Genomic DNA, 19,666 nt, shown 5'->3' with positions numbered 1-19,666 from the left:
CGGCGGGCGGAGGGTGCTGGCACCCCCGGCGGGCGCGCGGCTGCTGGATGCGCGGCTCTCGCCCTGGACGCTGCTGGACCTCGCCTCGGACCTTTATGGCGCCTCGGCCGAGATGGCGCTGCTGGCCGCCGCCGCCGGGGTGCCGGTGGCGGGGCAGGTGCTGGACCCGGTGCCGCGCATGGCGGCGCTGATCAGGGCCAGCCGCTGCGCCGACCCTTTCCTGGCCCGGCCCTGGTGCTTCGAGCAGGCGCTGGAGCAACTGGCCGCCTGGAACCGCGCCCAGGCGGAGAATCGCCCGGTGGTGGCCTGCCTCGGCATGTCCTGGTGGAAGCGGGAGCGGGTGGGGGCGCTGTTCGCCCATGCCGGCGGCACGCCCGCCTTCACCCATGGCGCATCCACGGCCTTGCGGCGGGCGAGGGCGGAGCGGGCGCGCAGCGGGCAGGCCGCCATCGCCGCCTGGGCCCGCGCGGTGCCGCCAGGCTTCCGCGCGCAATGCGAGGCCGCCGGGGTGGCGCTGCTGACGGTGGAGGACGGCTTTGTCCGCTCCCGCGGCCTCGGCGCGCGTTTCCTGCCAGGGGCCTCCTATGCCGTGGACCGGCGCGGCATCTACTACGACCCCGCTACTCCCAGCGCGCTGGAGGAGCTCCTGGCCAGCGCCAGTTTCCCGCCCGAACTGCTGGCCCGCGCGGCGGCGCTGCGGCAGGCGATCGTCGGGCGCGGGGTGACCAAGTACAACCTGGGTGGCGAGGCTCCGGTGATCCAGGCCCCGCCAGGGCGGCGGCGGCTGCTGGTGCCCGGGCAGGTGGAGGACGATGCCTCGGTGCGGCTGGGCGGCGGCGCCATCCAGGGCAATCTGGCGCTGCTGCGGGCGGTGCGGGCAGCGCATCCCGATGCCTTTATTGTGTACAAGCCGCATCCCGACCTGGAGGCCGGTTTCCGCAAGGGGCATGTGGCGGCCGAGGCGCTGGCGGCGGTGGCGGATCAGGTCGTCTCCCGCGCACCGCTGACGGGGCTGCTGGGGCAGGTGGATGCGTTGCATACCCTGACCTCGCTGTCCGGCTTCGAGGCGCTGCTGCGTGGCGTGCCGGTGGTCACCTGGGGCCAGCCCTTCTATGCCGGCTGGGGCCTGACGGAGGACCGCAACCCGCCGCCCCGCCGTGGCCGCAGGCTGGAGCTGGACGCGCTGGTGGCGGCCACGCTGATCCTCTTCCCCCGGCAGGTGGACCCGGTGACGGAACTGCCCTGCCCACCGGAAGTGATCCTGGAACGGCTGGACGATCCCGGCGCCTGGAAGGTCTCGCGCCTCAGCCTGTATCGCGGGCTGGAGGGCGCGCTCCGCAGCGGACTGGCCCGCCTCTGGCGCCGCCAATAGAAAAAGCCGCCCGGCATCGCTGCCAGGCGGCTTTCCGCCCCGGCCGGGTGGCCGGGGCTGTTATGCAAGGCCGCGACGTCAGGACTTGAAGGCGTCGCGCACGTCATCCTTGGCTTTGCCGACCGTGCTCTGGACCTTGCCGGCGTTCTTCTGCGCGGCGCCCTCGGCCTCGGTGCGGGTATCGCCGGTCACCTTGCCGGCGGCCTGCTTCACGGCGCCCTTGACCTGGTTGGCGGCACCGTCGATGCGATTCTTGTCCATGGCTGATCCTCCAGTCGATTGTCTCGTGGGTGGCGGGACTGCCATCCGGCCACGCCCTGGCGCGGCTCTGGGGAAGAAACGGCCTGGGTGGGGCAGGGTTGCGGCCGGGGCCTGAGCGTTACCCCTCTGCAACCTTGACCCGGCGGGGCACGCGCGGCTAAACAGTGCGTCCCTCCGGTTATCCGGCGGGTATCCATTGGTCGGAGCGCATGAGGCGCCCGGCTCCGTCGCTCCGCGAAGACTCGCGCAGCGGCGCGTTTTGTTTTGGGCGGGTGTCAAGAACATCCGCATGAAGGGGCAACGGCGGCCACGATGTTCGAGGCTTTGTCCGGCAAGCTGAACGGGGTTTTCGACCGGCTGCGCCGCCGTGGCGCGCTGACGGAAGCCGACGTGGCCGAGGCGTCGCGGGAAGTCCGCATCGCCCTGCTGGAAGCCGATGTCGCGCTGCCCGTGGTCAAGGATATCGTGGCCAAGGTGCGCGAGCGCGCCGTGGGCTCGGATGTCATCAAGTCCGTCTCGCCCGCCCAGCAGGTCATCAAGATCGTCAATGACTGCCTGGTGGAAGCACTGGGTGGCGGCGAGGGTGCTGCCCCCGCCGGGCTGAGCCTGGCCGCTGCCGCGCCGGTGCCGATCCTGATGGTCGGCCTTCAGGGCTCGGGCAAGACCACCACCTCGGGCAAGATCGCGCTGCGGCTGCGGACGCGGGACCGCAAGAAGGTCCTGCTGGCCAGCCTGGACGTGCATCGCCCTGCCGCCCAGTTGCAGCTGGAGACGCTGGCGAAGCAGGCGGGCGTGGCCAGCCTGCCGATCATCCAGGGACAGTCGCCGCTGGAGATCGCGGCCCGCGCCATGCAGGTGGCGCGCAACGAACTCTATGATGTCGTCATCCTCGACACCGCCGGCCGCCTCTCGATCGACGAGGCGCTGATGGAAGAGGTGGCGCAGGTTAAGGCCGCCACCAAGCCGCACGAGAGCCTGCTGGTGGTCGATGCCATGACCGGCCAGGACGCGGTGCAGACGGCGCGCGCCTTCAACGAGCGCGTCGGCATCACCGGCATCGTCATGACGCGCATCGACGGCGATGCGCGCGGCGGTGCCGCGCTCTCCATGCGCGCCGTGACCGGCGCGCCGATCAAGCTGATGGGCGCCGGCGAGAAGCTGGAGGCGCTGGAGGATTTCCACCCCGACCGTATCGCCAGCCGCATCCTCGGCATGGGCGATATCGTCTCGCTGGTGGAGAAGGCGGCGGAGACCATCGACCGCGCCGAGGCCGAGAAGCTGGCCGCCAAGATGCAGAAGGGTCAGTTCGACCTGGAAGACTATGCATCGCAGCTCAAGCAGATCGGCAAGATGGGCTCGCTCTCGGGCATCCTGGGCATGCTGCCGGGCATCGGCAAGCTGAAGAACCAGATCGACGAGTCCAAGCTCGACAACAGCATCCTGACGCGACAGGCCGCCATCATTGGCAGCATGACGAAGAAGGAACGCCGCAACCCCGATATCCTGAAGGCCTCCCGCAAGAAGCGCATCGCCGCCGGCGCGGGGGTCAGCGTTCAGGAAGTGAACAAGCTGCTGAAGCAGTTTGACGACATGTCCGCGATGATGAAGCGGATGAACAAGCTCGGCCAGAAGGGCCTGATGCGCGGCGGTCTCGGCGCGCTGCTCCCTGGCATGGGGGGCGGCAAGCGCCCCTTCTGACGAACAACCCTTAGCTATACTGGAAGACTGGAAACACTATGGGCCTGAAGATCCGCCTCGCTCGCGCCGGTGCCAAGAAGCGCCCCTACTACCACATCGTGGTGGCCGACAGCCGCTCCCCGCGCGATGGCCGCTTCATCGAGAAGGTTGGCAGCTACAACCCGATGCTGCCGGCCGACCACGCCGAGCGCGTGCGCCTGTTCGATGAGCGCATCAAGCACTGGCTGAGCCAGGGCGCCGTCGCCACCGACCGCGTCGCCAAGTTCCTCGGCAAGGCCGAGCTGGCGCCGATGCCGGTGTTCCGCGAGCAGCCGAAGCAGTCCGCGCCGAAGAAGAAGGCGCAGGAGCGCGCCGCTGCCGCCGCCGCGGCGGCCTGAGGCACAAGGCATTCGGTAGCAGCCTGACGCCATGGCCAAGCAGCGCATCCTGGTGGGGGAGATCGGACGGCCGCACGGTGTGCGTGGCCTTGTCCGCGTCCAGTCCTTTACCGCCGAGCCGGCGGATATCGCCGGCTATGGCCCGCTCTCGGATGAGGGCGGCAAGGAATACATGCTGCATTGGCTGCCGGGCGGCCTGGCGCGGATCGACGGCATCACCGACCGTGATGTCGCGGCCAAGCTGACCGGCACCCGCCTTTACGTGGACCGCGACCGCCTGCCGGAAACGGAGGAGGAGGAATTCTACCTCGCCGACCTGATCGGCCTCGCCGCGCGGAATGCCGCCGGGCAGGAGCTGGGCCAGGTGCGGGCGGTGGAGGATTTCGGCGCCGGTTCCTTCCTCACCATCGTCACCGATGGCGGCAAGGACCTGCTGGTGCCCTTCACCCGGGCCGCCGTGCCGGAGGTGAAGGTCTCGGAAGGCTGGCTGCTGGTGGTGCCGCCCGAGGATGGCGCGCTGCCCGAGGGGATCGAGACCGCGCCTTCCGAGGACGTGCTCGACGATGCCCATGCGCTGCCGCGCCGCCAGGACGTGCCGCGCCGGGGTAACCCGCGCCCGCCGCGTGGGGGCGTCGTCGGATGAGCTGGCACGCCACCGCGCTGACCCTCTTCCCCGAGATGTTCCCGGGCACGCTGGGGCATTCCCTGGCCGGCCGCGCCCTGCGCGAGGGGAAGTGGAGCCTGGATACCCTCCAGATCCGCGACTTCGCGACGGACAAGCACCGCACGGTGGACGACACGCCTTTCGGCGGCGGCGCCGGCATGGTGATGCGGCCGGACGTGATGGATGCTGCCTGCGCTGCCGCGCTGTCTGACGGCGCGGCGCGGCCCCTGGTCTACATGACGCCCCGTGGGCGACTGCTGGACCAGGCGCTGGTGCGGGAGCTGGTGGCGGGGCCGGGCATCGTCCTGGTCTGCGGCCGCTACGAGGGGCTGGACCAGCGGGTGATCGAGGCGCGCGGCATGCGCGAGGTCTCGGTCGGCGATTACGTGCTGAGCGGAGGCGAGCCGGCGGCCCTGGTGCTGCTGGATGCCTGCGTGCGGCTGCTGCCGGGTGTCATGGGCGGGGCGACGAGCGCGGAGGAGGAAAGCTTCTCCGCGGGTGGCGCGCCGCTGCTGGAATACCCGCATTACACGCGGCCGGCGGAGTGGGATGGGCGGGCGGTGCCCGATGTCCTTCTCTCCGGCCACCACGCCGAGGTGGCGCGCTGGCGCCGTGGCATGGCGGAGGCGGCGACGCGCGAGCGGCGGCCGGATCTCTGGTCGCGCCGCACCCCGGCGGGGGCTCTTTCAAACTGAACGCGTTTTTTGTCGAAGGACTGAACCCATGAACCTGCTGCAGCAGTTCGACGCCGAGCAGAAGGACCGCCTGCTCTCCGCCCGCGCCGTGCCGGAATTCGCGGCTGGCGACACCGTCCGCGTGATGGTGAAGGTCGTGGAAGGCGAGCGCACCCGCACCCAGGCCTATGAGGGCGTGGTGATCGCGCGCTCCAACAAGGGCCTGCACAGCAACTTCACCGTGCGCAAGCTCTCCTACGGTGAGGGCGTGGAGCGCGTCTTCCCGCTCTATTCCCCGAACGTGGCCGAGATCGCCGTGCTGCGCCGTGGTAAGGTGCGCCGCGCGAAGCTGTACTACCTGCGTGGCCGCACGGGTAAGTCCGCCCGCATCGCCGAGAAGGTGGTGGCGCGCGCGGAGAAGACCGAGGGCTGAAGCCGGCGCCGGGGAAATCCCCCGGCCTTGCCGCTGCCTTTCGCGACGCCGCCCTCCGGGGCGGCGTTTGCGTTTCCGGCCACCGTGTTGTGCAGTGCCTTCCGCAGCGGGGGAGGGCGTGATGGCGCAGAATATCTACGACCAGCCGGATTTCTTCGCCGGCTACAGCCAGCTTGGCCGCTCGGTGCAGGGGCTGGATGGCGCGCCGGAATGGCCGGCGCTGCGGGCCATGCTGCCGCCGATGGCGAACCGGCGCGTGGTGGACCTCGGCTGCGGCTTCGGCTGGTTCTGCCGCTGGGCGCGAGGGCAGGGCGCGGCCGAGGTCCTGGGCCTCGACCTGTCGGAACGCATGCTGGCACGGGCGCGGGCCGCCACGGTGGATACCGCCATCCGCTACGAAAGGGCGGACCTGGAGCGGCTGGCGCTGCCCGGGGGGCGCTTCGACCTCGCCTATAGTTCCCTGGCGCTGCATTATGTCGAGGATGCCGCGCGCCTCTTCGCGGAAGTCCATCAGGCGCTGGTGCCGGGCGGCGACTTTGCCTTCTCGGCCGAGCATCCCATCTATATGGCGCCGAGCCGGCCGGGCTGGTCAGCCGATGCCTCGGGGCGCAAGGTCTGGCCGCTGGATCGTTATCTGGTGGAAGGCCCCCGCACCACTGACTGGCTGGCCAGGGGCGTGGTAAAGCACCACCGCACCATCGGCACGACGCTGAACGGGCTGATCGCTGCCGGCTTCACCATTCGGCGTGTCGAGGAATTCTGCCCGACGCCGGCGCAGATTGCCGCCCGGCCGGAGCTGGCGGAGGAGCTGGAGCGCCCGATGTTCCTGCTGGTCTCGGCCCGGCGGGCTGGCGGCAGCCCATCGGAGGCCTGATGTCCTGCGGCCGCGCTTTCGGCTCCTTGCCGCAGCATCCGGCCTGACGAAAGATTAAGACCCTTTCCAGCAGGCTTCACGACAGTTATGTGCTGTGCCCAGGGGAGGATCGCGTCAGCCGTGGTGGCTGGCGCGCGGCGCCGGTGCTTCAATGTCCTGGTGCGGGAACCTACCTTTCAGGCACCACGCCACCTGCCCGTGGCGTGCCTTGTGTTCGTTTGTTGAGGAAATGCCGATGTCGGCCACGAAGCCGCGTACGCTGTTCGACAAGATCTGGGACGCGCATGTCGTCGAGACTCTCCCGGACGGCACCGCGCTTCTCTACATCGACCGGCACCTCGTGCATGAGGTGACCAGCCCGCAGGCTTTCGAGGGCCTGCGCATGGCCGGCCGCAAGGTGCGGCGCCTGGACGGCACGGTCGCGGTGATCGACCACAACATCGCCACGGATGCCACCCGCTACACCGGCCAGATCGAGGACCCCGAGAGCCGGCTGCAGGTCGAGACGCTGGAGAAGAACGTCGCCGAGTTCGACGTGCCCTATATCCCGCTGACCGATGCGCGGCAGGGCATTGTGCATATCGTGGGGCCGGAGCAGGGTCTTTCCCTGCCGGGCATGACCATTGTCTGCGGCGACAGCCATACTTCTACTCACGGCGCCATGGGAGCCTTGGCCTTCGGCATCGGCACGTCGGAAGTGGAGCATGTGCTGGCCACCCAGACGCTGCTGCAGAAGCGCGCCAAGAACATGCGCGTGACGGTGAACGGCAAGCTGCCCGCCGGCTGCACCGCCAAGGACATTGTGCTGGCCATCATCGGCAAGATCGGCACCGCCGGCGGCACCGGCCACGTCATCGAATATGCCGGCGAGGCGATCCGCGCGCTGGACATGGCCGGGCGTTTCACCGTCTGCAACATGTCGATCGAGGCCGGTGCCCGCGCTGGCATGATCGCGCCGGATGAGACCACCTTCGAATACGTGAAGGGCCGCCCCTTCGCGCCGCAGGGCGAGGCGCTGGAGCGCGCCATCCAGTGGTGGCAGAGCCTGCCTTCGGATGAAGGCGCCCATTTCGACAAGGAAGTGGTGCTCGACGCCTCCGAGATCGTGCCCATGGTCTCCTGGGGCACCAGCCCGGAGGACGTGCTGCCCATCACCGCCACCGTGCCCAACCCGGCCGAGGCGGCGGACGAGGCGCGCCGCGCCCAGCTGCAGCGCATGGTCGACTACATGGGCCTGACGCCCGGCCAGAAGCTGACCGAGCTGAAGGTCGATGTCGTCTTCATCGGCTCCTGCACCAACAGCCGCATCGAGGATATCCGGGCGGCGGCTGAGATCGTGCGCGGCAAGACCGTGGCCCCGGGTGTGCGCGCCATGGTGGTGCCGGGCTCCGGCCTGGTGAAGCACGCGGCCGAGGCCGAGGGCCTGGACATCGTGCTGAAGGAGGCCGGCTTCGAATGGCGTGAGGCCGGCTGCTCCATGTGCCTGGGCATGAACCCGGACAAGCTGACGCCGGGCCAGCGCTGCGCCTCGACCTCCAACCGCAACTTCGAAGGCCGCCAGGGTCCCGGCGGCCGCACCCACCTGCTGAGCCCCGCGATGGCCGCCGCCGCCGCCATCACCGGGCACCTGACCGATGTGCGGGAGATGGCCTGAACCATGGACGCCTTCACCACCCTGACCGGTATCGCCGCGCCGCTGCCCATGGCGAATGTCGATACCGACAAGATCATCCCCGCGCGCTTCCTCAAGACCATCCAGCGCACGGGCCTGGGCAAGGCTGTCTTCGCCAATCTCCGCTACAAGGAGGATGGCAGCGAGAACCCGGATTTCGTGCTGAACCAGGAGCCTTACCGCAAGGCCGAGATCCTGATCGCGCATGAGAATTTCGGCTGCGGCTCCTCGCGTGAGCATGCGCCCTGGGCGCTGCTGGATTTTGGCATCCGCTGCGTCATCGCGCCGGATTTCGCCGACATCTTCCACGGCAACAGCTTCAAGAACGGCATCCTGCCCATCAAGCTGCCGCGCGAGATCTGCGACCAGCTGATGGAAGACGCGAAGATGGGCGAGAACGCGCGCATCACCGTGGACCTGGAGCGGCAGGTGGTCGTGCGCCCGAATGGCGAGGAAATCCCCTTCGAGGTCGACCCGCTGCGCCGCCACCTGCTGCTGAACGGCCTGGATGACATCGGCCAGACCATGCAGCGCGGCACGGCCATCGACAGCTTCGAGGCGCGGCAGCAGGCCGCGCAGCCCTGGCTCTACCGCTGATAAGGACGCGCGAACCGATATGACTGCGAACAAGAGGCTGCTGGTTCTGCCCGGTGACGGCATCGGGCCCGAGGTGATGCGCGAAGTGCGCCGCGTCATCGACTGGATGGACCGGCGCCGCCATGTGAGCTTCGCGCTGGAAGAGGGGATGGTCGGCGGCGCCGCGCTGGAAGCCACCGGCTCTCCCTGCCCGGATCAGACGGTGGAGCGCGCGCTGGCCGCCGATGCCGTGCTCTTCGGCTCGGTCGGCGGCCCCAAGTGGGACAGCCTGCCCTTCGACAAGCGCCCGGAGCTGGGCATCCTGCGCCTGCGCAAGGAGCTTGGCCTTTTCGCCAACCTGCGCCCGGCCGTGGTGCTGGACCCGCTGGTGGATGCTTCCAGCCTGAAGCCCGATGTGGTGCGCGGCCTCGATCTGATGATCGTGCGTGAGACCACGGGCGGCATCTATTTCGGTGAGCCGCGCGGCGTCGAGACCATGCCGAACGGCCAGCGCCGCGGCGTCGACACCGAGGTCTATACCGAGGAAGAGATCGCCCGCGTCGCCCGCGTGGCCTTTGACCTGGCGCGCCGGCGCTCCAACCGCCTGACCAGCGTCGAGAAGGCGAATGTGATGCAGTCCGGCCGCCTCTGGCGCGCCGTGGTCAGCGAGGTTGGGAAGAACGAGTTCCCGGATGTCGAGCTGAGCCACATGTATGCCGACAACTGCGCCATGCAGCTGGCCAACCGGCCGAAGCAGTTCGATGTCATCCTGGCCGGCAACCTGTTTGGCGACGTGCTGTCTGACCTGGCGGCGGCGCTGACCGGCTCGCTGGGCATGCTGCCTTCCGCCACGCTGGGGGCGCCGGATTCCTCCGGCCGGCGGCACGCGCTTTATGAGCCGATCCATGGCTCGGCGCCGGATATCGCGGGCAAGGGCATCGCCAATCCCTGCGCGCAGATGCTCTCCCTCGCCATGCTGCTGCGCTGGTCCTTCGGCATGGAGGAAGACGCGAAGATGATCGAGACGGCGGTGGAGAAGGTGCTGGCCGGCGGGTTGCGCACCGCCGATATCATGGGCCCCGGCACCGCCCGGGTCGGCACCAGCGTCATGGGCGACGCGGTGCTGCGGGAGCTGGACAAGCTCGCCGCCTGACGCTCCGGGGCGGGCTTTCGGCCCGCCCCGTTTTTCCGCGCCTCAGGCGCGGCGGCGCCGCGCGACGCCGAGGCCGATCAGGCCACTCGCCAGCAGCAGCATCGAGCTGGGTTCCGGCACAGGCACCGGCTCTTCCGGGTCGGTCGGGGGCAGGGTGCCCTTGAAGCCGTAGTCATGCAGCTCCCCCCGCCCGTTGAAGGAGGCGGCGACCAGCGTGCCCTCGATCGGCGTGCTGTTGGTGACGGCCGCGTTCAGCGCCAGCACCGAGCCATGCCAGAAGCGGTCGAAATCCAGCAGCGTGGCCTCGTAGAAGTTCCAGATGACACGCCGGTTGACCTCGGCCCCCGCGTTGAAATTGGCCGTGTCCAGGAAGACGCTGCCGCTGACATTGACGATGACGGTATCGGCGCCGTTCAGGTTGAAGTTGATGTTGCGGAAGCTCTGCAGCGTCGCCGTGCTGGTCGAGAAGACGGCCAGGCCATGGGCATCCGGCGCGGCATTGAAGGCGACGTTGTTGAGGTCGCCGGTATTGATGTTGCTGTTGGCCGCCAGCCCCGTGAGCTGTTCCACCAGCCTGCTCAGCGGCGCCCTGAAGTCGGCGACATCGAAATTCGGCGTGCCGGTGGTCAGCGTGCCGCCACCATTGAGGTTGAAGTGGCCGCCGTTGCTGCCGCCCACCACGACGCTGCCGCCATTGTTCACGTTATAGGTGCCCGGCGAGACATCGCCCGCGACATTGAGCGCGCCATAGCCCGCCACCGCGCCGCCGCGGGGCTGGTTGTAGAAGGTGGCGCCGCCCGTCATGTCGCCGCCGATGGCGGCCCGCCCTTCCACATCCGAATTGCTGGTGAAGTCGCCGAAGACCACGGCGTTGAAGTTCCCCAGGATCTCGCCAGCAGTGAGGGGGGCGGCTTGGCTGGTGCCGCTCATGAACATCATGACGGCACCGAAGAACGGCACACTCCATAAACGCATCTTGGGCAACCTTTTGGTATGAAATGCAGATGCCGCTTCCTTCGCAAGACATGTGCCAATTTTTAGGACGTTGAACTGTTGGCGTTTTTAAGCCCTGGCTTTTCCGTGCGTAAAAATCTCCGACGCCAGGGCGGCTTTGGCCTTCAGGCGCAGCCGGAAACCGGGGCCGCTGAATAAATCTGCGGTCAATGTGAAAAAAGATGCCGGGTTCCGGTGTACCCCTGTTGCGCTCGGCGCCGCTCCTGGCTATTTCCCCGCTCACTGGTCGGCGCCCGTAGCTCAGCTGGATAGAGCACCAGACTACGAATCTGGGGGTCAGGAGTTCGAATCTCTTCGGGCGCGCCAGTCTTTCCTGAGTAAGATCAGGACCTTATCGAAAAGCCCGGCAGAGATGCCGGGCTTTTCGCGTTTAGGTGTCCCACGCTGGTCCCACGTCCGCCCGCGCAGTCATCGCGGCGGGTATAGGGCGCAAGCAGCCAACCGCTGTTGGATTATCATCCGCGGAAAGCTGACCTTGGAGGCTCGCCTTGTAATCTCTGTAGCCGCGCCTGCTCCGCCACGGCACGGATGAGATCACCAGCGGGAACCGGCTTTTCCATGCGGGGGAGATGGGCGTAGGTGGCCGGTATTTCCCCCGCCTCATAGCCGGTTGTGAGGATCACCGGCATCCCGAGGGGCAGCGCATCCACCAGTGGCCAGACCCTCTCGCCGCCAAGATTCACATCAAGCACGGCACAGTCGATCGGCGTGCCGGTCCGCACCGCGGCCAAGCCCTCCTTGACGCGGGGGAAGGGCCCGATCACCACCGCGCCTGCCCGGCGCAGCGCCTCCGAGAACTCGCTTGCGATGATGTACTCGTCTTCCAGGACGAGGATCATTCGCCCGCTCAGGTCCACGTCATAGGCCTGCTTCATCTTGGCTCCTTCGGCCCGGCAAGGGGCAGCGCGATATGGCACCAGACCCTGTCCGGCCCGAGCACGAGGCCCGCTTTCGTCCTCAACTGGTACGACAACGTTTGTTCAGGCACTTGCGGCCGCAGCATGACGGGGCGACTCCCCAGCCTCTGCCACTGTGCCACACCGATCTTCATCCGGTGCGGCACCAGGCGCCGCTCCAGCGTCGTCGGAAACCGAGTAATCACGAGGCGCCCATCAGACCAAGCCAGGGTAGCGTAGTTCAAGGCGACGGTCGCGAGTTCATGCAGCACGAGCGTGACGGGCTGCACCTTCGTCCGGTAACTCCGCGGGCAGGCGCTCGAGCCAGGCTTGCCCTTCCTCCTCATCAACGGCGGCTCACGCACACCACTGGCTGGTACAAGGAAAAGCCACAGCGCAGCCTGTGGCTGATCCACGCCTCGGATCCTGGATCTTAGCTTTCTGCTCGACTCACGCTGCCTTCGCCTTCAAGCCGGGCCAAATGTTGCTGATGCTGGCGAAGAGCTTCCTCGAACTGGCCCAGCAAGCCGGTGGCCGTGCTGCTCGGCGCACCCATTTCCTGCAGTTGGACAACGATCTCCCTTTGCCGCTTTACGCGGCCTCTGCCCTCCCGGATGTGGCGTCGAACCATCTCTAGCTCGGATTCACCTTCCACGACGGCTCTCCCTTCAGGGTTCCGCTTCAGCTCGGATCAAGCGACGCTTCGTCTGTTCCAATCAGCCCCTGCAACCTGATGTTGCATGAATGAGTTGAATTTTCTGCGCCAGGCGAGATGCGTTAGGGTTCCGATGGAACGGCACGACATTATAGCGATTGGTGGGTCCCTTGGCAGCACCGCCGTACTCAAGCGGCTGCTCGGCGGCCTGCCGGCGGACCTGCACGCCTCCGTGTTCATCACAACCCATATGCCGACCGCCGGCACCGGCTACCTGTCCGAGGTGCTGAGCGGCTCCTCCACCCTGCCAGTCAGCCAGGCTGTCGATGGCCAGCCCATTCAGCCCGGGCGGGTCTATGTAGCGCCGCCAGACCGGCACCTTCTGGTCATCGATGGCACATTGGCACTGGGCACCGGGCCCAGGGAGAACATGGCCAGGCCCGCCATTGATCCGCTCTTCCGCTCGGTTGCTCTCGCCTATGGGTCACGCGCCATCGGTGTGATCCTGACGGGGTTGCTGAACGATGGTGCCTCCGGCCTGTCTGCCATCAAGCAAAGGGGGGGGCTCGGTGTCGTGCAGCACCCGCTGGATGCCGAGGCTCCGGACATGCCACGGGCGGCGCTGGAATCGACCGAGGTGGACCACGTTTCCCCCACGGAGGGGATGGCGGCGCTGCTCACCACCCTGGTCGGCATGCCGCCAGGCCCTGCCTATCCCGCGACACCCGACCTGGAGCTGGAGGTCGCGATCGCGGCCGGCTACTGGACCAAGTCGGACGAGCTGCGGCAGATCGCCACGCCTTCCACCTTGACCTGCCCCCACTGCCAGGGCGTGCTCTCCGAGATGAAAGGTAGCGGCCCGCTGCGCTACCGCTGCCAGATCGGCCATGGCTTCACGGCCGAAGCGGTGGTTTCCGCGCAGGAGGAAAGTGTGGGCGAGGCCATCCGGATCGCCATGCGCATGATGGATGAACGCACCCAGTTGGTGACGCGCATGGCCCAGGAGGCCCGCCAGCAAGGGCGCATAGCAGTCGCTGAACTCTATGAAGCCCGGGCTGCCGAATACAGCGGCTATGCGGCCACGCTGCGGCGCGCGGCAGCGCTGGAGTTGCGTTCGGCCCACCGGGTTACGCCACAGGATGTCTGAGGGTGAATTGATTCCATGTGACGATGTAGCCACGATATAGCGCCACCGCGGTCAGGGAGCGGCACGCTTGAACGATCATACTCAAGACGAGCACGTCAAAGACGAAGCAAGGACTGCAGGCGAGCCGATCGCCGTGGTCGGCATCGGTGCCTCCGCGCAGGCATTTCGTTCCCTGGAGAAGTTCTTTGCCCTGATGCCGCGGGATTCCGGCGCGGCCTTCATCGTCGTTTCGGAATCGGAAGACCCGCTCGACATCCAGGCCCTGGTGGAGGCCATCGGCCTCCATGGCAGTGGCGTCATGCAGATCGCACAGGATATGGACCGGCTGGAGCCGGGCCGAATCTATGTCACGCCCGTCGGGGCCATGACCACGCTGGAGGGTGGGCGGCTTCGTATTTCCCCCAGCGGAGAAAAGCGGGGCCACCATGGCACCGTGGATACCTTCCTGATCTCGCTGGCCGAGCAGCAGACGCGGGCGGCGGTCGGCATTATCCTGGCCGCGGAGAAGAGTTCGGGCAGCCTTGGCGTGGCCCGGCTGAAGGAATGCGGCGGCCTGGCCCTGGCGGAGGCCGAGGCACAGGACCCTGCGCCGGACCCGGAGGTCATCGACGGCGCGGCTGGAATGGCGGATATCCGCGTGCCGCTGGAGGAGATCCCGGTCCGGCTCCTGCAGTTCATCGTGCATCTGCGTGGCGCGGAAGAAGGCCCGGAATCGAGGAATATCCTGACCGAGGGGGAGAGCCGGCTGCCGGCGATCGCCACCATCCTGCGCAACCGCACCGGCCATGACTTCCACGGCTACAAGGCCAATACCTTTCTCCGCCGCATCCAGCGCCGCATGCATGTGGTGCGGATCGACAGCATCGACGAGTATGTGGAGAAGCTGCGCAGCGACCCCGAGGAGGTGCAGGACCTGTTCCAGGACCTGCTGATCGGGGTAACCCAGTTCTTCCGCGATCCGGCCGAATTCAATGTGCTGGAGCGGCAGGTCCTGCCTGAACTCCTGAAGGGCCGCCGGCCAGAGGACCCATTGCGGGTCTGGGTGCTCGGCTGCTCCACGGGCGAGGAGGCTTACTCCCTCGGCATGCTCATCCGGGAAGCGACGGCCACGATGGACGCGCCCCCCCATGTGCAGATCTTCGCCACCGACATCGATGCCCGCGCCCTGGCGGTGGCCCGGGCCGGCCGCTACCCCGAAACCATCGTGAAGGACATCCCCCCGGAACGCCTGGCGCGCTGGTTCGTCAAGGAGGGTGGCACCTACTGCATCCATAAGGACCTGCGGGAGATGTGCATCTTCTCGCAGCACAATGTCATCAAGGACGCGCCCTTCTCCCGCGTGGACCTGGTCTCCTGCCGCAACATGCTGATCTACCTGAACGCGGATTTGCAGGAGCGCGTCATCCCGCTCTTCCACTTCGCCCTGCGGCCGGGCGGCTTTCTCTTTCTCGGCCCTTCGGAGAATGTCACCCGGCACCCGAAGCTGTTCCAGCCCATCGACCGGAAGCACCGCATCTTCCGGCGGCAGGAGACCAGTTCCCGCATTCTGCCGGAATTCCCGCTGACCGCCCGTTCGGAACCGCGGCACCTCTCCGGAGATCGCACCACCACGCAGCGCCAGGGGCAGGGCACTCTGGTCAGCAAGCGGGCCGAGCGCGTGGTGGAGCGCTACACGCCAGCCTATGTCATCGTCGATGACGAATACCAGGTGTTGAACTTTTCAGGACGCACCGGGCCCTTTCTGGACCCATCGAGTGGCGTCGCGAACCTCAACCTGCTCAACCTGGTTCACCGGGACCTGCGGCTGGACCTGCGCGCGGCGCTTCACCGGGCGGCGGCGGACCGCAAGCCGGCGCGTGTGTCGCCGTTGCGCATGGGCGCGGAAGGAGAGGCGCGCCGGGTTGGCCTGACGGTGGAGCCGCTGGCGGAAGCCGACGAGGACGCGACCAACTTCGTGGTCCTCTTCCAGGACTACGGCGCCGACCAAAGCCATGACGCCGATGACCGCCCCATCAACCCATCCGTGCTGCGTGACGAACATGTCGTGCGCCTGGAAAGCGAACTGAGGATCACCAAAGGCCGGCTGCAGGCGACGATCGAGGAGTTGGAGAGCACCAACGAGGAGCTGAAATCCTCCAACGAGGAATACCAGTCGATCAATGAGGAATTGCAATCCGCCAATGAGGAGCTGGAAACCTCGAAGGAGGAACTGCAATCCGTCAATGAGGAGCTTCAGACGGTCAATGGCGAGCTGGCCCATCGCGTGGGCGAGTTGGCCCGCACCAACAGCGACCTGAAGAACCTTCTCGAAGCCACCCAGATCGCGACGCTGTTCCTCGACAATGACCTGCGGGTGAAGAGCTTCACCCCGAGCATGTCCGAGGTGTTCCACCTGATCGAGAGCGACCTGGGGCGGCCCATCGCCCATATCGCGCCCCGCGTGCCCTACCCGGATCTGCAGGAGGATGTGCGGCGCGTGCTACGCACCCTTTCGACCATCGAGCGGGAGATCGGGGCGCCGGAGCGTGGCCGCTACCTGGTCCGGGTGCTGCCCTATCGCAGCGTCGATAACTTCATCGCCGGCACGGTGCTCACCTTCCTGGACATCACCGCCACCACGGTGGCCCAGGCAGCCCGCCAGGCCGCGGAGGAACGTGCGCGGCTGGCCACTGCGGCCGCCCGGATCACCATCTGGGAGATGAAGGCCGCCACCGGCCAGATCACTCATTCGGAAGGCTTCGAGAGCGCCTTCGGCTTCCCCCCGCCTCAGACGCTGGAAGCCTTGCTCGCCACAACTCACCCAGAGGATCGAGACCAGCTTGCCGCTGCCTTCGATGACACCCTTAACGGACAGTCGCCGCTGGACAAGGAGCTACGCATCCTTGGCTCGCGGCGAGAAGTATGGGTGCGCCTGAGCGGAACAGCCACCGACGGCGGCATTCTGGGCGTCATGCAGGATATCGATGCACGTCGCCGCGCGGAGGGCCAGCAGTCCCTTCTGCTGGCGGAGTTGCAACACCGGGTGAAGAATATCCTGGCAGTGGTCCGGAACATCGCCGCCCGCTCGATCGACAGTTCCCAGACGCTGGAGGAATTCAGCGACCGCTTCTTCGGACGGATCGACGCTCTTGCCCGAACACAGGGCGTGCTGGCCAACCGTGGGGCCGATGGCCTGCGTCTGGACGAGCTGTTGCGCCGCGAACTGGCTGTGACTGTGAGCCATGATAGCGAGCAGGCGGAGATCAGCGGCCCCCCGATCCTGCTGAAGGACAAGGCAGCGGAAGCCATGTCCCTGGCCATTCACGAGCTGACAACAAATGCCGTGAAGTATGGTGCGCTTTCCCAGCCCAATGGGCGCCTTGCCGTGAACTGGCGCGTCATGAATGTCAGCACTGGTGGGCGCCTTACCATCACATGGATCGAGCGTGGGGTGGATATGCCAGAGGCCAAGCCAGTCCGCATCGGCTTTGGCCGCCGGCTTATTGAGCGTGGCCTGCCTTACGACCTTGGCGCAACCACCGGACTTGATTTCACTGCAGACGGCGTGAGCTGCGCACTGGAGCTACCGCTTGGGCAGCATGTCATTGCACTCGACGAAGGTGAGGTTCCGCACTCACCAACTCCATGACAGGAATGCCATAATGTCAGCGAGCGATAACTCATCCCCTCTGGCGGGCCTATCCGTCCTGGTCGTCGAGGACCACTTCCTGATCGCTGAGGAGATGTGCGCCTTGGTGGAACGCTTGGGCGGAACGGTTATCGGCCCTATGTCCAAGGTTTCTGCAGCACTTGGCGCGCTGGAGACAGCCAAGCCCGATCTCGCTCTGCTGGATGTGAATCTAAGGGGGGGAGCAGGTCTACGCCGTCGCTGACGTTCTGCGCGTCGCCGGCACGCCTTTCCTGTTTACGACCGGCTACGATAGCGGGTCCATTGACCCCCGCTTCAGAGATGTGCCGCAGGTGGAGAAGCCAGTGTCGCTCTTCACGCTGCTTACAGCACTCGACCGGCTGCAATAGAGCCTGTCCCTACGACCTCTTTCGGTCAGGTTCACGCGCCGAATCGCTATTCCTTTGCTGGCGACAGGCCGATCGGCAGATCCGGCGGCAGCAGGCCCGCGGCGGCCATGTCCCGCCACAGTGCCTGCGGCACAGGCTGGTCGAGCAGGCCCAGGTTGGCCTGCAACTCGGCCACCGTCTGGTGGCCCGCCACGACACTGGCCACGGCTGGGTGCAGCAGCGGGAAGTGCAGCGCCGCGGCGGCGAGCGGGAGGCCGTGCCGCTCGCAGATCGCCTGCAGTTGCGCGGCGCGGTGCAGGATCTGCGGCGGCGCGGGCTTGTAGCCGTAGCGCGCGCCGGCCACCGGCCCGGTCGCCAGGATGCCGGTGTCGAAAGGCGCCGCCACCATCACCCCCACACCCTGCGCGGCGCAATGCGGCAACAGGGCGGAGAGCGCCTCGTGTTGCAGCAAGGTCCAGCCGCCGGCGAGCATGCAACAGTCCAGGTCGGCTTCCCGCAGGAAGCGCAGCGCCACCGCGGGCTCCCGCAGCGCGACGCCGACGGCGCCGATGCGGCCCTCCTGCCGCAGCCGGCGCAACACGGGCCAGGCCCCGGTCATGGCCTCCGCGAAGCGGTGCTCGAAAGTCTCCCCAAGCAGTGCCGGGATCACGTCGTGGATGAAGACGATGTCGATCCGCTCCAGCCCCAGGCGGTCCAGGCTCGCCTCAATGGCGGCCTCGGTCGCGGCGGCACCGTAGTCGAAGACATCGCCCTCCGCGCCGGCATAACGGCCGATCTTGGTGGACAGCACGAAATCCCCGCGTGGCCGGCCGCGCAGCGCGGCGCCCAGCCGGCGCTCGCTCTCGCCGGCGGCGTAGAGGGCCGCGGTATCGAAATAGCGCAGGCCGGCACCCCAGGCTGCATCCAGGATGTCGCGGACGCCCTGCGGGCCGGCCGCGCTGATCAGGCTGCCGCCCCCCATGCCGAGGCGGGACACGGTCAGGCCGGTGCGGCCGACGGGATTGCGCCGGGTTGCGAAGGACATCGCCTTACTCCGCGCTGATTCCGCCGGCCTGGATCACGGCCGCCCACCTGGGGATCTCCGCCTTCACCAGCGCCTGGAACTCGGCGGGGCCCCTCAAGGCCGGCACGGCGCCGACGGAGATCAGCCTGTCACGCACGGCGGGCTCCTGCATCGCCTTGGCGACCTCCTCGTGCAGCCGCCGCACCAGCGCCGGGTCGGTGCCCGACGGCACGGCAAGCCCGAGCCAGGCGCTGACGTTGAAGTCGTGGAAGCCCAGCTCGGCCATGGTCGGCACGTCGGGCGTCGCCTTCAGCCGCTCGGCGGAGGTCGAGGCCAGCACGCGAAGCTTGCCGTTCCTCACGTGCTCCAGCACCGTGCCGCTGTTGTCGAACAGCATGTCGACGCGCCCGGCCATCAGGTCGTTCACCGCCGGCGCGTTGCCGCGATACGGCACGTGGATGAGGTCGAGTTTGGTTTCCTGCTTCAGCATCTCCCCCAGCAGGTGGGTCAGGCCCCCCGGCCCGCCGGAGGCGAAGGTCACCGGCTGCTTCTTCGCCAGTTCCAGCAGGCCCGCCAGCGTCGCCGGCCGGTCAGGCGGCACGAACAGCCAGTAGGGCGTGGCGGCGAACTGCACCACCGGCGTCAGGTCCCGTTCCAGCTCGTAGCCGCGGTTCTTCGCCAGGCTCTCGTTCACGGCGTGGGAGGAGGTGAGCAGCAGAACAGTCTGCGCGTCGGGCGCCGAGCGCGCCACCAGCGCCGCCGAGACGGTGCCGCCGCCGCCCACCCGGTTGTCCACCACGACAGCCTGGCCGAGCTGCTCCGTCAGCCGCTGTGCCAGGATGCGGGCGATCACGTCGGCCGCGCCGCCCGGGGCAAAGGCGACCACGATGCTGACCGGCCGGGTGGGCCAAGCCGGCGGCTGCGCCGCGGCCGCGCCGGGCAGCAACGGAAGCAGGGGCAGAGTGAGGGCGAGGCGTCTGGTCAGGTGGCTCATGCGGCGGTTTCCTGTTTTCTTGCTTATGCGGAGGTGCTGGCCCAGCCGGGCCGCCGGTGCGCCGCGCGCTGGGCGGCATCCTCGCCGGGGAAGGCGTAGGCCAGGTCGTAGATGCCGCCGGCATCGCCGCCACCGGGCACCGCGAAGCCGTCCGTGGCGGCGCCAAGGGCGGCCTGGGCGGCGGCG

Annotated in this window: 20 protein-coding genes and 1 tRNA gene; 15 read left to right on the top strand and 6 right to left on the bottom strand. The window is 67.8% G+C overall.

Features of this window, described 5'->3' with window-relative positions:
• A partial coding sequence (locus IBL25_RS15885; protein ID WP_187779521.1) for a capsular polysaccharide export protein, LipB/KpsS family occupies nt 1–1,372 on the top strand: 1,372 nt, incomplete at its 5' end.
• Between the two features lie 78 nt (nt 1,373–1,450).
• On the opposite strand, the gene IBL25_RS15880 is transcribed toward IBL25_RS15885, so the two are convergent.
• Nucleotides 1,451–1,633 carry a CsbD family protein gene (locus IBL25_RS15880; RefSeq protein ID WP_187779520.1) on the bottom strand — a complete coding sequence of 61 codons (183 nt, stop codon included), beginning with the start codon at nt 1,631–1,633 and terminating at the stop codon, nt 1,451–1,453.
• Between the two features lie 312 nt (nt 1,634–1,945).
• Between IBL25_RS15880 and ffh the strand changes: the two genes are divergently transcribed.
• From ffh to leuB, 9 genes are all read left to right on the top strand, one after another.
• Nucleotides 1,946–3,331: a signal recognition particle protein gene (gene ffh / locus IBL25_RS15875; RefSeq protein ID WP_187779519.1), complete on the top strand. Its 1,386-nt coding sequence runs from the start codon at nt 1,946–1,948 to the stop codon at nt 3,329–3,331.
• 38 nt (nt 3,332–3,369) lie between these two features.
• Nucleotides 3,370–3,708, top strand: coding sequence for a 30S ribosomal protein S16 (gene rpsP / locus IBL25_RS15870; RefSeq protein WP_187779518.1), 339 nt, complete (start codon nt 3,370–3,372; stop codon nt 3,706–3,708).
• A 31-nt stretch (nt 3,709–3,739) separates the two neighbouring features.
• Nucleotides 3,740–4,351, top strand: a complete 612-nt coding sequence (rimM, locus tag IBL25_RS15865) for a ribosome maturation factor RimM (protein WP_187779517.1) — start codon at nt 3,740–3,742, stop codon at nt 4,349–4,351.
• Nucleotides 4,348–5,067 (top strand): tRNA (guanosine(37)-N1)-methyltransferase TrmD, encoded by a 720-nt coding sequence (trmD, locus tag IBL25_RS15860; RefSeq protein ID WP_187779516.1) that lies wholly within the window; start codon nt 4,348–4,350, stop codon nt 5,065–5,067. The genes rimM and trmD overlap by 4 nt, the downstream gene beginning before the upstream one ends.
• 28 nt (nt 5,068–5,095) lie before the next feature.
• The gene (gene rplS / locus IBL25_RS15855; protein ID WP_187779515.1) at nt 5,096–5,479 is read left to right on the top strand and encodes a 50S ribosomal protein L19; all 384 of its coding nucleotides are present in this window, start codon (nt 5,096–5,098) and stop codon (nt 5,477–5,479) included.
• 121 nt (nt 5,480–5,600) lie between these two features.
• Nucleotides 5,601–6,353, top strand: coding sequence for a class I SAM-dependent methyltransferase (locus tag IBL25_RS15850; protein ID WP_187779514.1), 753 nt, complete (start codon nt 5,601–5,603; stop codon nt 6,351–6,353).
• 229 nt (nt 6,354–6,582) lie between these two features.
• Nucleotides 6,583–8,007 carry a 3-isopropylmalate dehydratase large subunit gene (leuC, locus tag IBL25_RS15845; RefSeq protein WP_187779513.1) on the top strand — a complete coding sequence of 475 codons (1,425 nt, stop codon included), beginning with the start codon at nt 6,583–6,585 and terminating at the stop codon, nt 8,005–8,007.
• Between the two features lie 3 nt (nt 8,008–8,010).
• On the top strand, nt 8,011–8,622 hold the full coding sequence (leuD, locus tag IBL25_RS15840) for a 3-isopropylmalate dehydratase small subunit (RefSeq protein WP_187779512.1): 612 nt from the start codon (nt 8,011–8,013) through the stop codon (nt 8,620–8,622).
• 19 nt (nt 8,623–8,641) lie between these two features.
• Complete coding sequence (gene leuB, locus IBL25_RS15835) at nt 8,642–9,754, top strand: 3-isopropylmalate dehydrogenase (RefSeq protein ID WP_187779511.1); 1,113 nt, start codon at nt 8,642–8,644, stop codon at nt 9,752–9,754.
• Nucleotides 9,755–9,796: 42 nt separating this feature from the next.
• Here the strand turns inward: leuB and IBL25_RS15830 are convergent, their stop codons facing one another.
• Nucleotides 9,797–10,729: a choice-of-anchor A family protein gene (locus tag IBL25_RS15830; RefSeq protein ID WP_187779522.1), complete on the bottom strand. Its 933-nt coding sequence runs from the start codon at nt 10,727–10,729 to the stop codon at nt 9,797–9,799.
• A 268-nt stretch (nt 10,730–10,997) separates the two neighbouring features.
• Between IBL25_RS15830 and IBL25_RS15825 the strand changes: the two genes are divergently transcribed.
• Nucleotides 10,998–11,074: transfer RNA gene (locus IBL25_RS15825), tRNA-Arg, on the top strand.
• 149 nt (nt 11,075–11,223) lie between these two features.
• On the opposite strand, the gene IBL25_RS15820 is transcribed toward IBL25_RS15825, so the two are convergent.
• Both IBL25_RS15820 and IBL25_RS15815 read right to left on the bottom strand, forming a co-directional pair.
• Entirely contained in the window at nt 11,224–11,643 is a 420-nt protein-coding gene (locus IBL25_RS15820; RefSeq protein ID WP_187779510.1) for a response regulator, read from the bottom strand.
• Nucleotides 11,640–12,080: a hypothetical protein gene (locus IBL25_RS15815; RefSeq protein ID WP_187779509.1), complete on the bottom strand. Its 441-nt coding sequence runs from the start codon at nt 12,078–12,080 to the stop codon at nt 11,640–11,642. Before IBL25_RS15815 ends, IBL25_RS15820 begins: the two co-directional genes overlap by 4 nt.
• Before the next feature lie 65 nt (nt 12,081–12,145).
• Here IBL25_RS15815 and IBL25_RS15810 point away from each other — a divergent pair, with 65 nt between their 5' ends.
• The 4 genes from IBL25_RS15810 to IBL25_RS27590 all read left to right on the top strand — a co-directional run bounded on the left by IBL25_RS15810 (nt 12,146) and on the right by IBL25_RS27590 (nt 17,338).
• A complete protein-coding gene (locus IBL25_RS15810) occupies nt 12,146–12,301 on the top strand; it encodes a hypothetical protein (RefSeq protein ID WP_187779508.1) in 156 nt (51 codons plus the stop codon).
• Nucleotides 12,302–12,452: 151 nt separating this feature from the next.
• Complete coding sequence (locus tag IBL25_RS15805) at nt 12,453–13,466, top strand: chemotaxis protein CheB (RefSeq protein WP_187779507.1); 1,014 nt, start codon at nt 12,453–12,455, stop codon at nt 13,464–13,466.
• A gap of 67 nt (nt 13,467–13,533) precedes the next feature.
• The gene (locus IBL25_RS15800) at nt 13,534–17,094 is read left to right on the top strand and encodes a CheR family methyltransferase (protein WP_187779506.1); all 3,561 of its coding nucleotides are present in this window, start codon (nt 13,534–13,536) and stop codon (nt 17,092–17,094) included.
• Nucleotides 17,045–17,338 carry a response regulator gene (locus IBL25_RS27590; protein ID WP_367615620.1) on the top strand — a complete coding sequence of 98 codons (294 nt, stop codon included), beginning with the start codon at nt 17,045–17,047 and terminating at the stop codon, nt 17,336–17,338. Before IBL25_RS15800 ends, IBL25_RS27590 begins: the two co-directional genes overlap by 50 nt.
• Before the next feature lie 191 nt (nt 17,339–17,529).
• On the opposite strand, the gene IBL25_RS15790 is transcribed toward IBL25_RS27590, so the two are convergent.
• Both IBL25_RS15790 and IBL25_RS15785 read right to left on the bottom strand, forming a co-directional pair.
• A complete protein-coding gene (locus tag IBL25_RS15790; protein ID WP_187779504.1) occupies nt 17,530–18,507 on the bottom strand; it encodes an aldo/keto reductase in 978 nt (325 codons plus the stop codon).
• Between the two features lie 4 nt (nt 18,508–18,511).
• Nucleotides 18,512–19,480 carry a tripartite tricarboxylate transporter substrate binding protein gene (locus tag IBL25_RS15785; RefSeq protein ID WP_187779503.1) on the bottom strand — a complete coding sequence of 323 codons (969 nt, stop codon included), beginning with the start codon at nt 19,478–19,480 and terminating at the stop codon, nt 18,512–18,514.
• Nucleotides 19,481–19,666 lie beyond the last annotated feature (186 nt).

This window comes from Pseudoroseomonas ludipueritiae (assembly GCF_014490445.1).
In the GTDB taxonomy this organism is placed as follows: domain Bacteria; phylum Pseudomonadota; class Alphaproteobacteria; order Acetobacterales; family Acetobacteraceae; genus Pseudoroseomonas; species Pseudoroseomonas ludipueritiae.
Note: the sequence above shows the minus strand (reverse complement) of the source record. Positions and strands in the feature narration are given on the sequence as shown.

Excerpts from the sequence above, each read along its gene's own strand:
- IBL25_RS15880 (WP_187779520.1), bottom strand. The coding sequence starts at position 1,633 with ATGGACAAGAATCGCATCGACGGTGCCGCCAACCAGGTCAAGGGCGCC.
- ffh (WP_187779519.1), top strand. The coding sequence starts at position 1,946 with ATGTTCGAGGCTTTGTCCGGCAAGCTGAACGGGGTTTTCGACCGGCTG.
- rpsP (WP_187779518.1), top strand. The coding sequence starts at position 3,370 with ATGGGCCTGAAGATCCGCCTCGCTCGCGCCGGTGCCAAGAAGCGCCCC.
- rimM (WP_187779517.1), top strand. The coding sequence starts at position 3,740 with ATGGCCAAGCAGCGCATCCTGGTGGGGGAGATCGGACGGCCGCACGGT.
- trmD (WP_187779516.1), top strand. The coding sequence starts at position 4,348 with ATGAGCTGGCACGCCACCGCGCTGACCCTCTTCCCCGAGATGTTCCCG.
- rplS (WP_187779515.1), top strand. The coding sequence starts at position 5,096 with ATGAACCTGCTGCAGCAGTTCGACGCCGAGCAGAAGGACCGCCTGCTC.
- IBL25_RS15850 (WP_187779514.1), top strand. The coding sequence starts at position 5,601 with ATGGCGCAGAATATCTACGACCAGCCGGATTTCTTCGCCGGCTACAGC.
- leuC (WP_187779513.1), top strand. The coding sequence starts at position 6,583 with ATGCCGATGTCGGCCACGAAGCCGCGTACGCTGTTCGACAAGATCTGG.
- leuD (WP_187779512.1), top strand. The coding sequence starts at position 8,011 with ATGGACGCCTTCACCACCCTGACCGGTATCGCCGCGCCGCTGCCCATG.
- leuB (WP_187779511.1), top strand. The coding sequence starts at position 8,642 with ATGACTGCGAACAAGAGGCTGCTGGTTCTGCCCGGTGACGGCATCGGG.
- IBL25_RS15830 (WP_187779522.1), bottom strand. The coding sequence starts at position 10,729 with ATGCGTTTATGGAGTGTGCCGTTCTTCGGTGCCGTCATGATGTTCATG.
- IBL25_RS15820 (WP_187779510.1), bottom strand. The coding sequence starts at position 11,643 with ATGAAGCAGGCCTATGACGTGGACCTGAGCGGGCGAATGATCCTCGTC.
- IBL25_RS15810 (WP_187779508.1), top strand. The coding sequence starts at position 12,146 with ATGTTGCTGATGCTGGCGAAGAGCTTCCTCGAACTGGCCCAGCAAGCC.
- IBL25_RS15805 (WP_187779507.1), top strand. The coding sequence starts at position 12,453 with ATGGAACGGCACGACATTATAGCGATTGGTGGGTCCCTTGGCAGCACC.
- IBL25_RS27590 (WP_367615620.1), top strand. The coding sequence starts at position 17,045 with ATGTCATTGCACTCGACGAAGGTGAGGTTCCGCACTCACCAACTCCAT.
- IBL25_RS15790 (WP_187779504.1), bottom strand. The coding sequence starts at position 18,507 with ATGTCCTTCGCAACCCGGCGCAATCCCGTCGGCCGCACCGGCCTGACC.
- IBL25_RS15785 (WP_187779503.1), bottom strand. The coding sequence starts at position 19,480 with ATGAGCCACCTGACCAGACGCCTCGCCCTCACTCTGCCCCTGCTTCCG.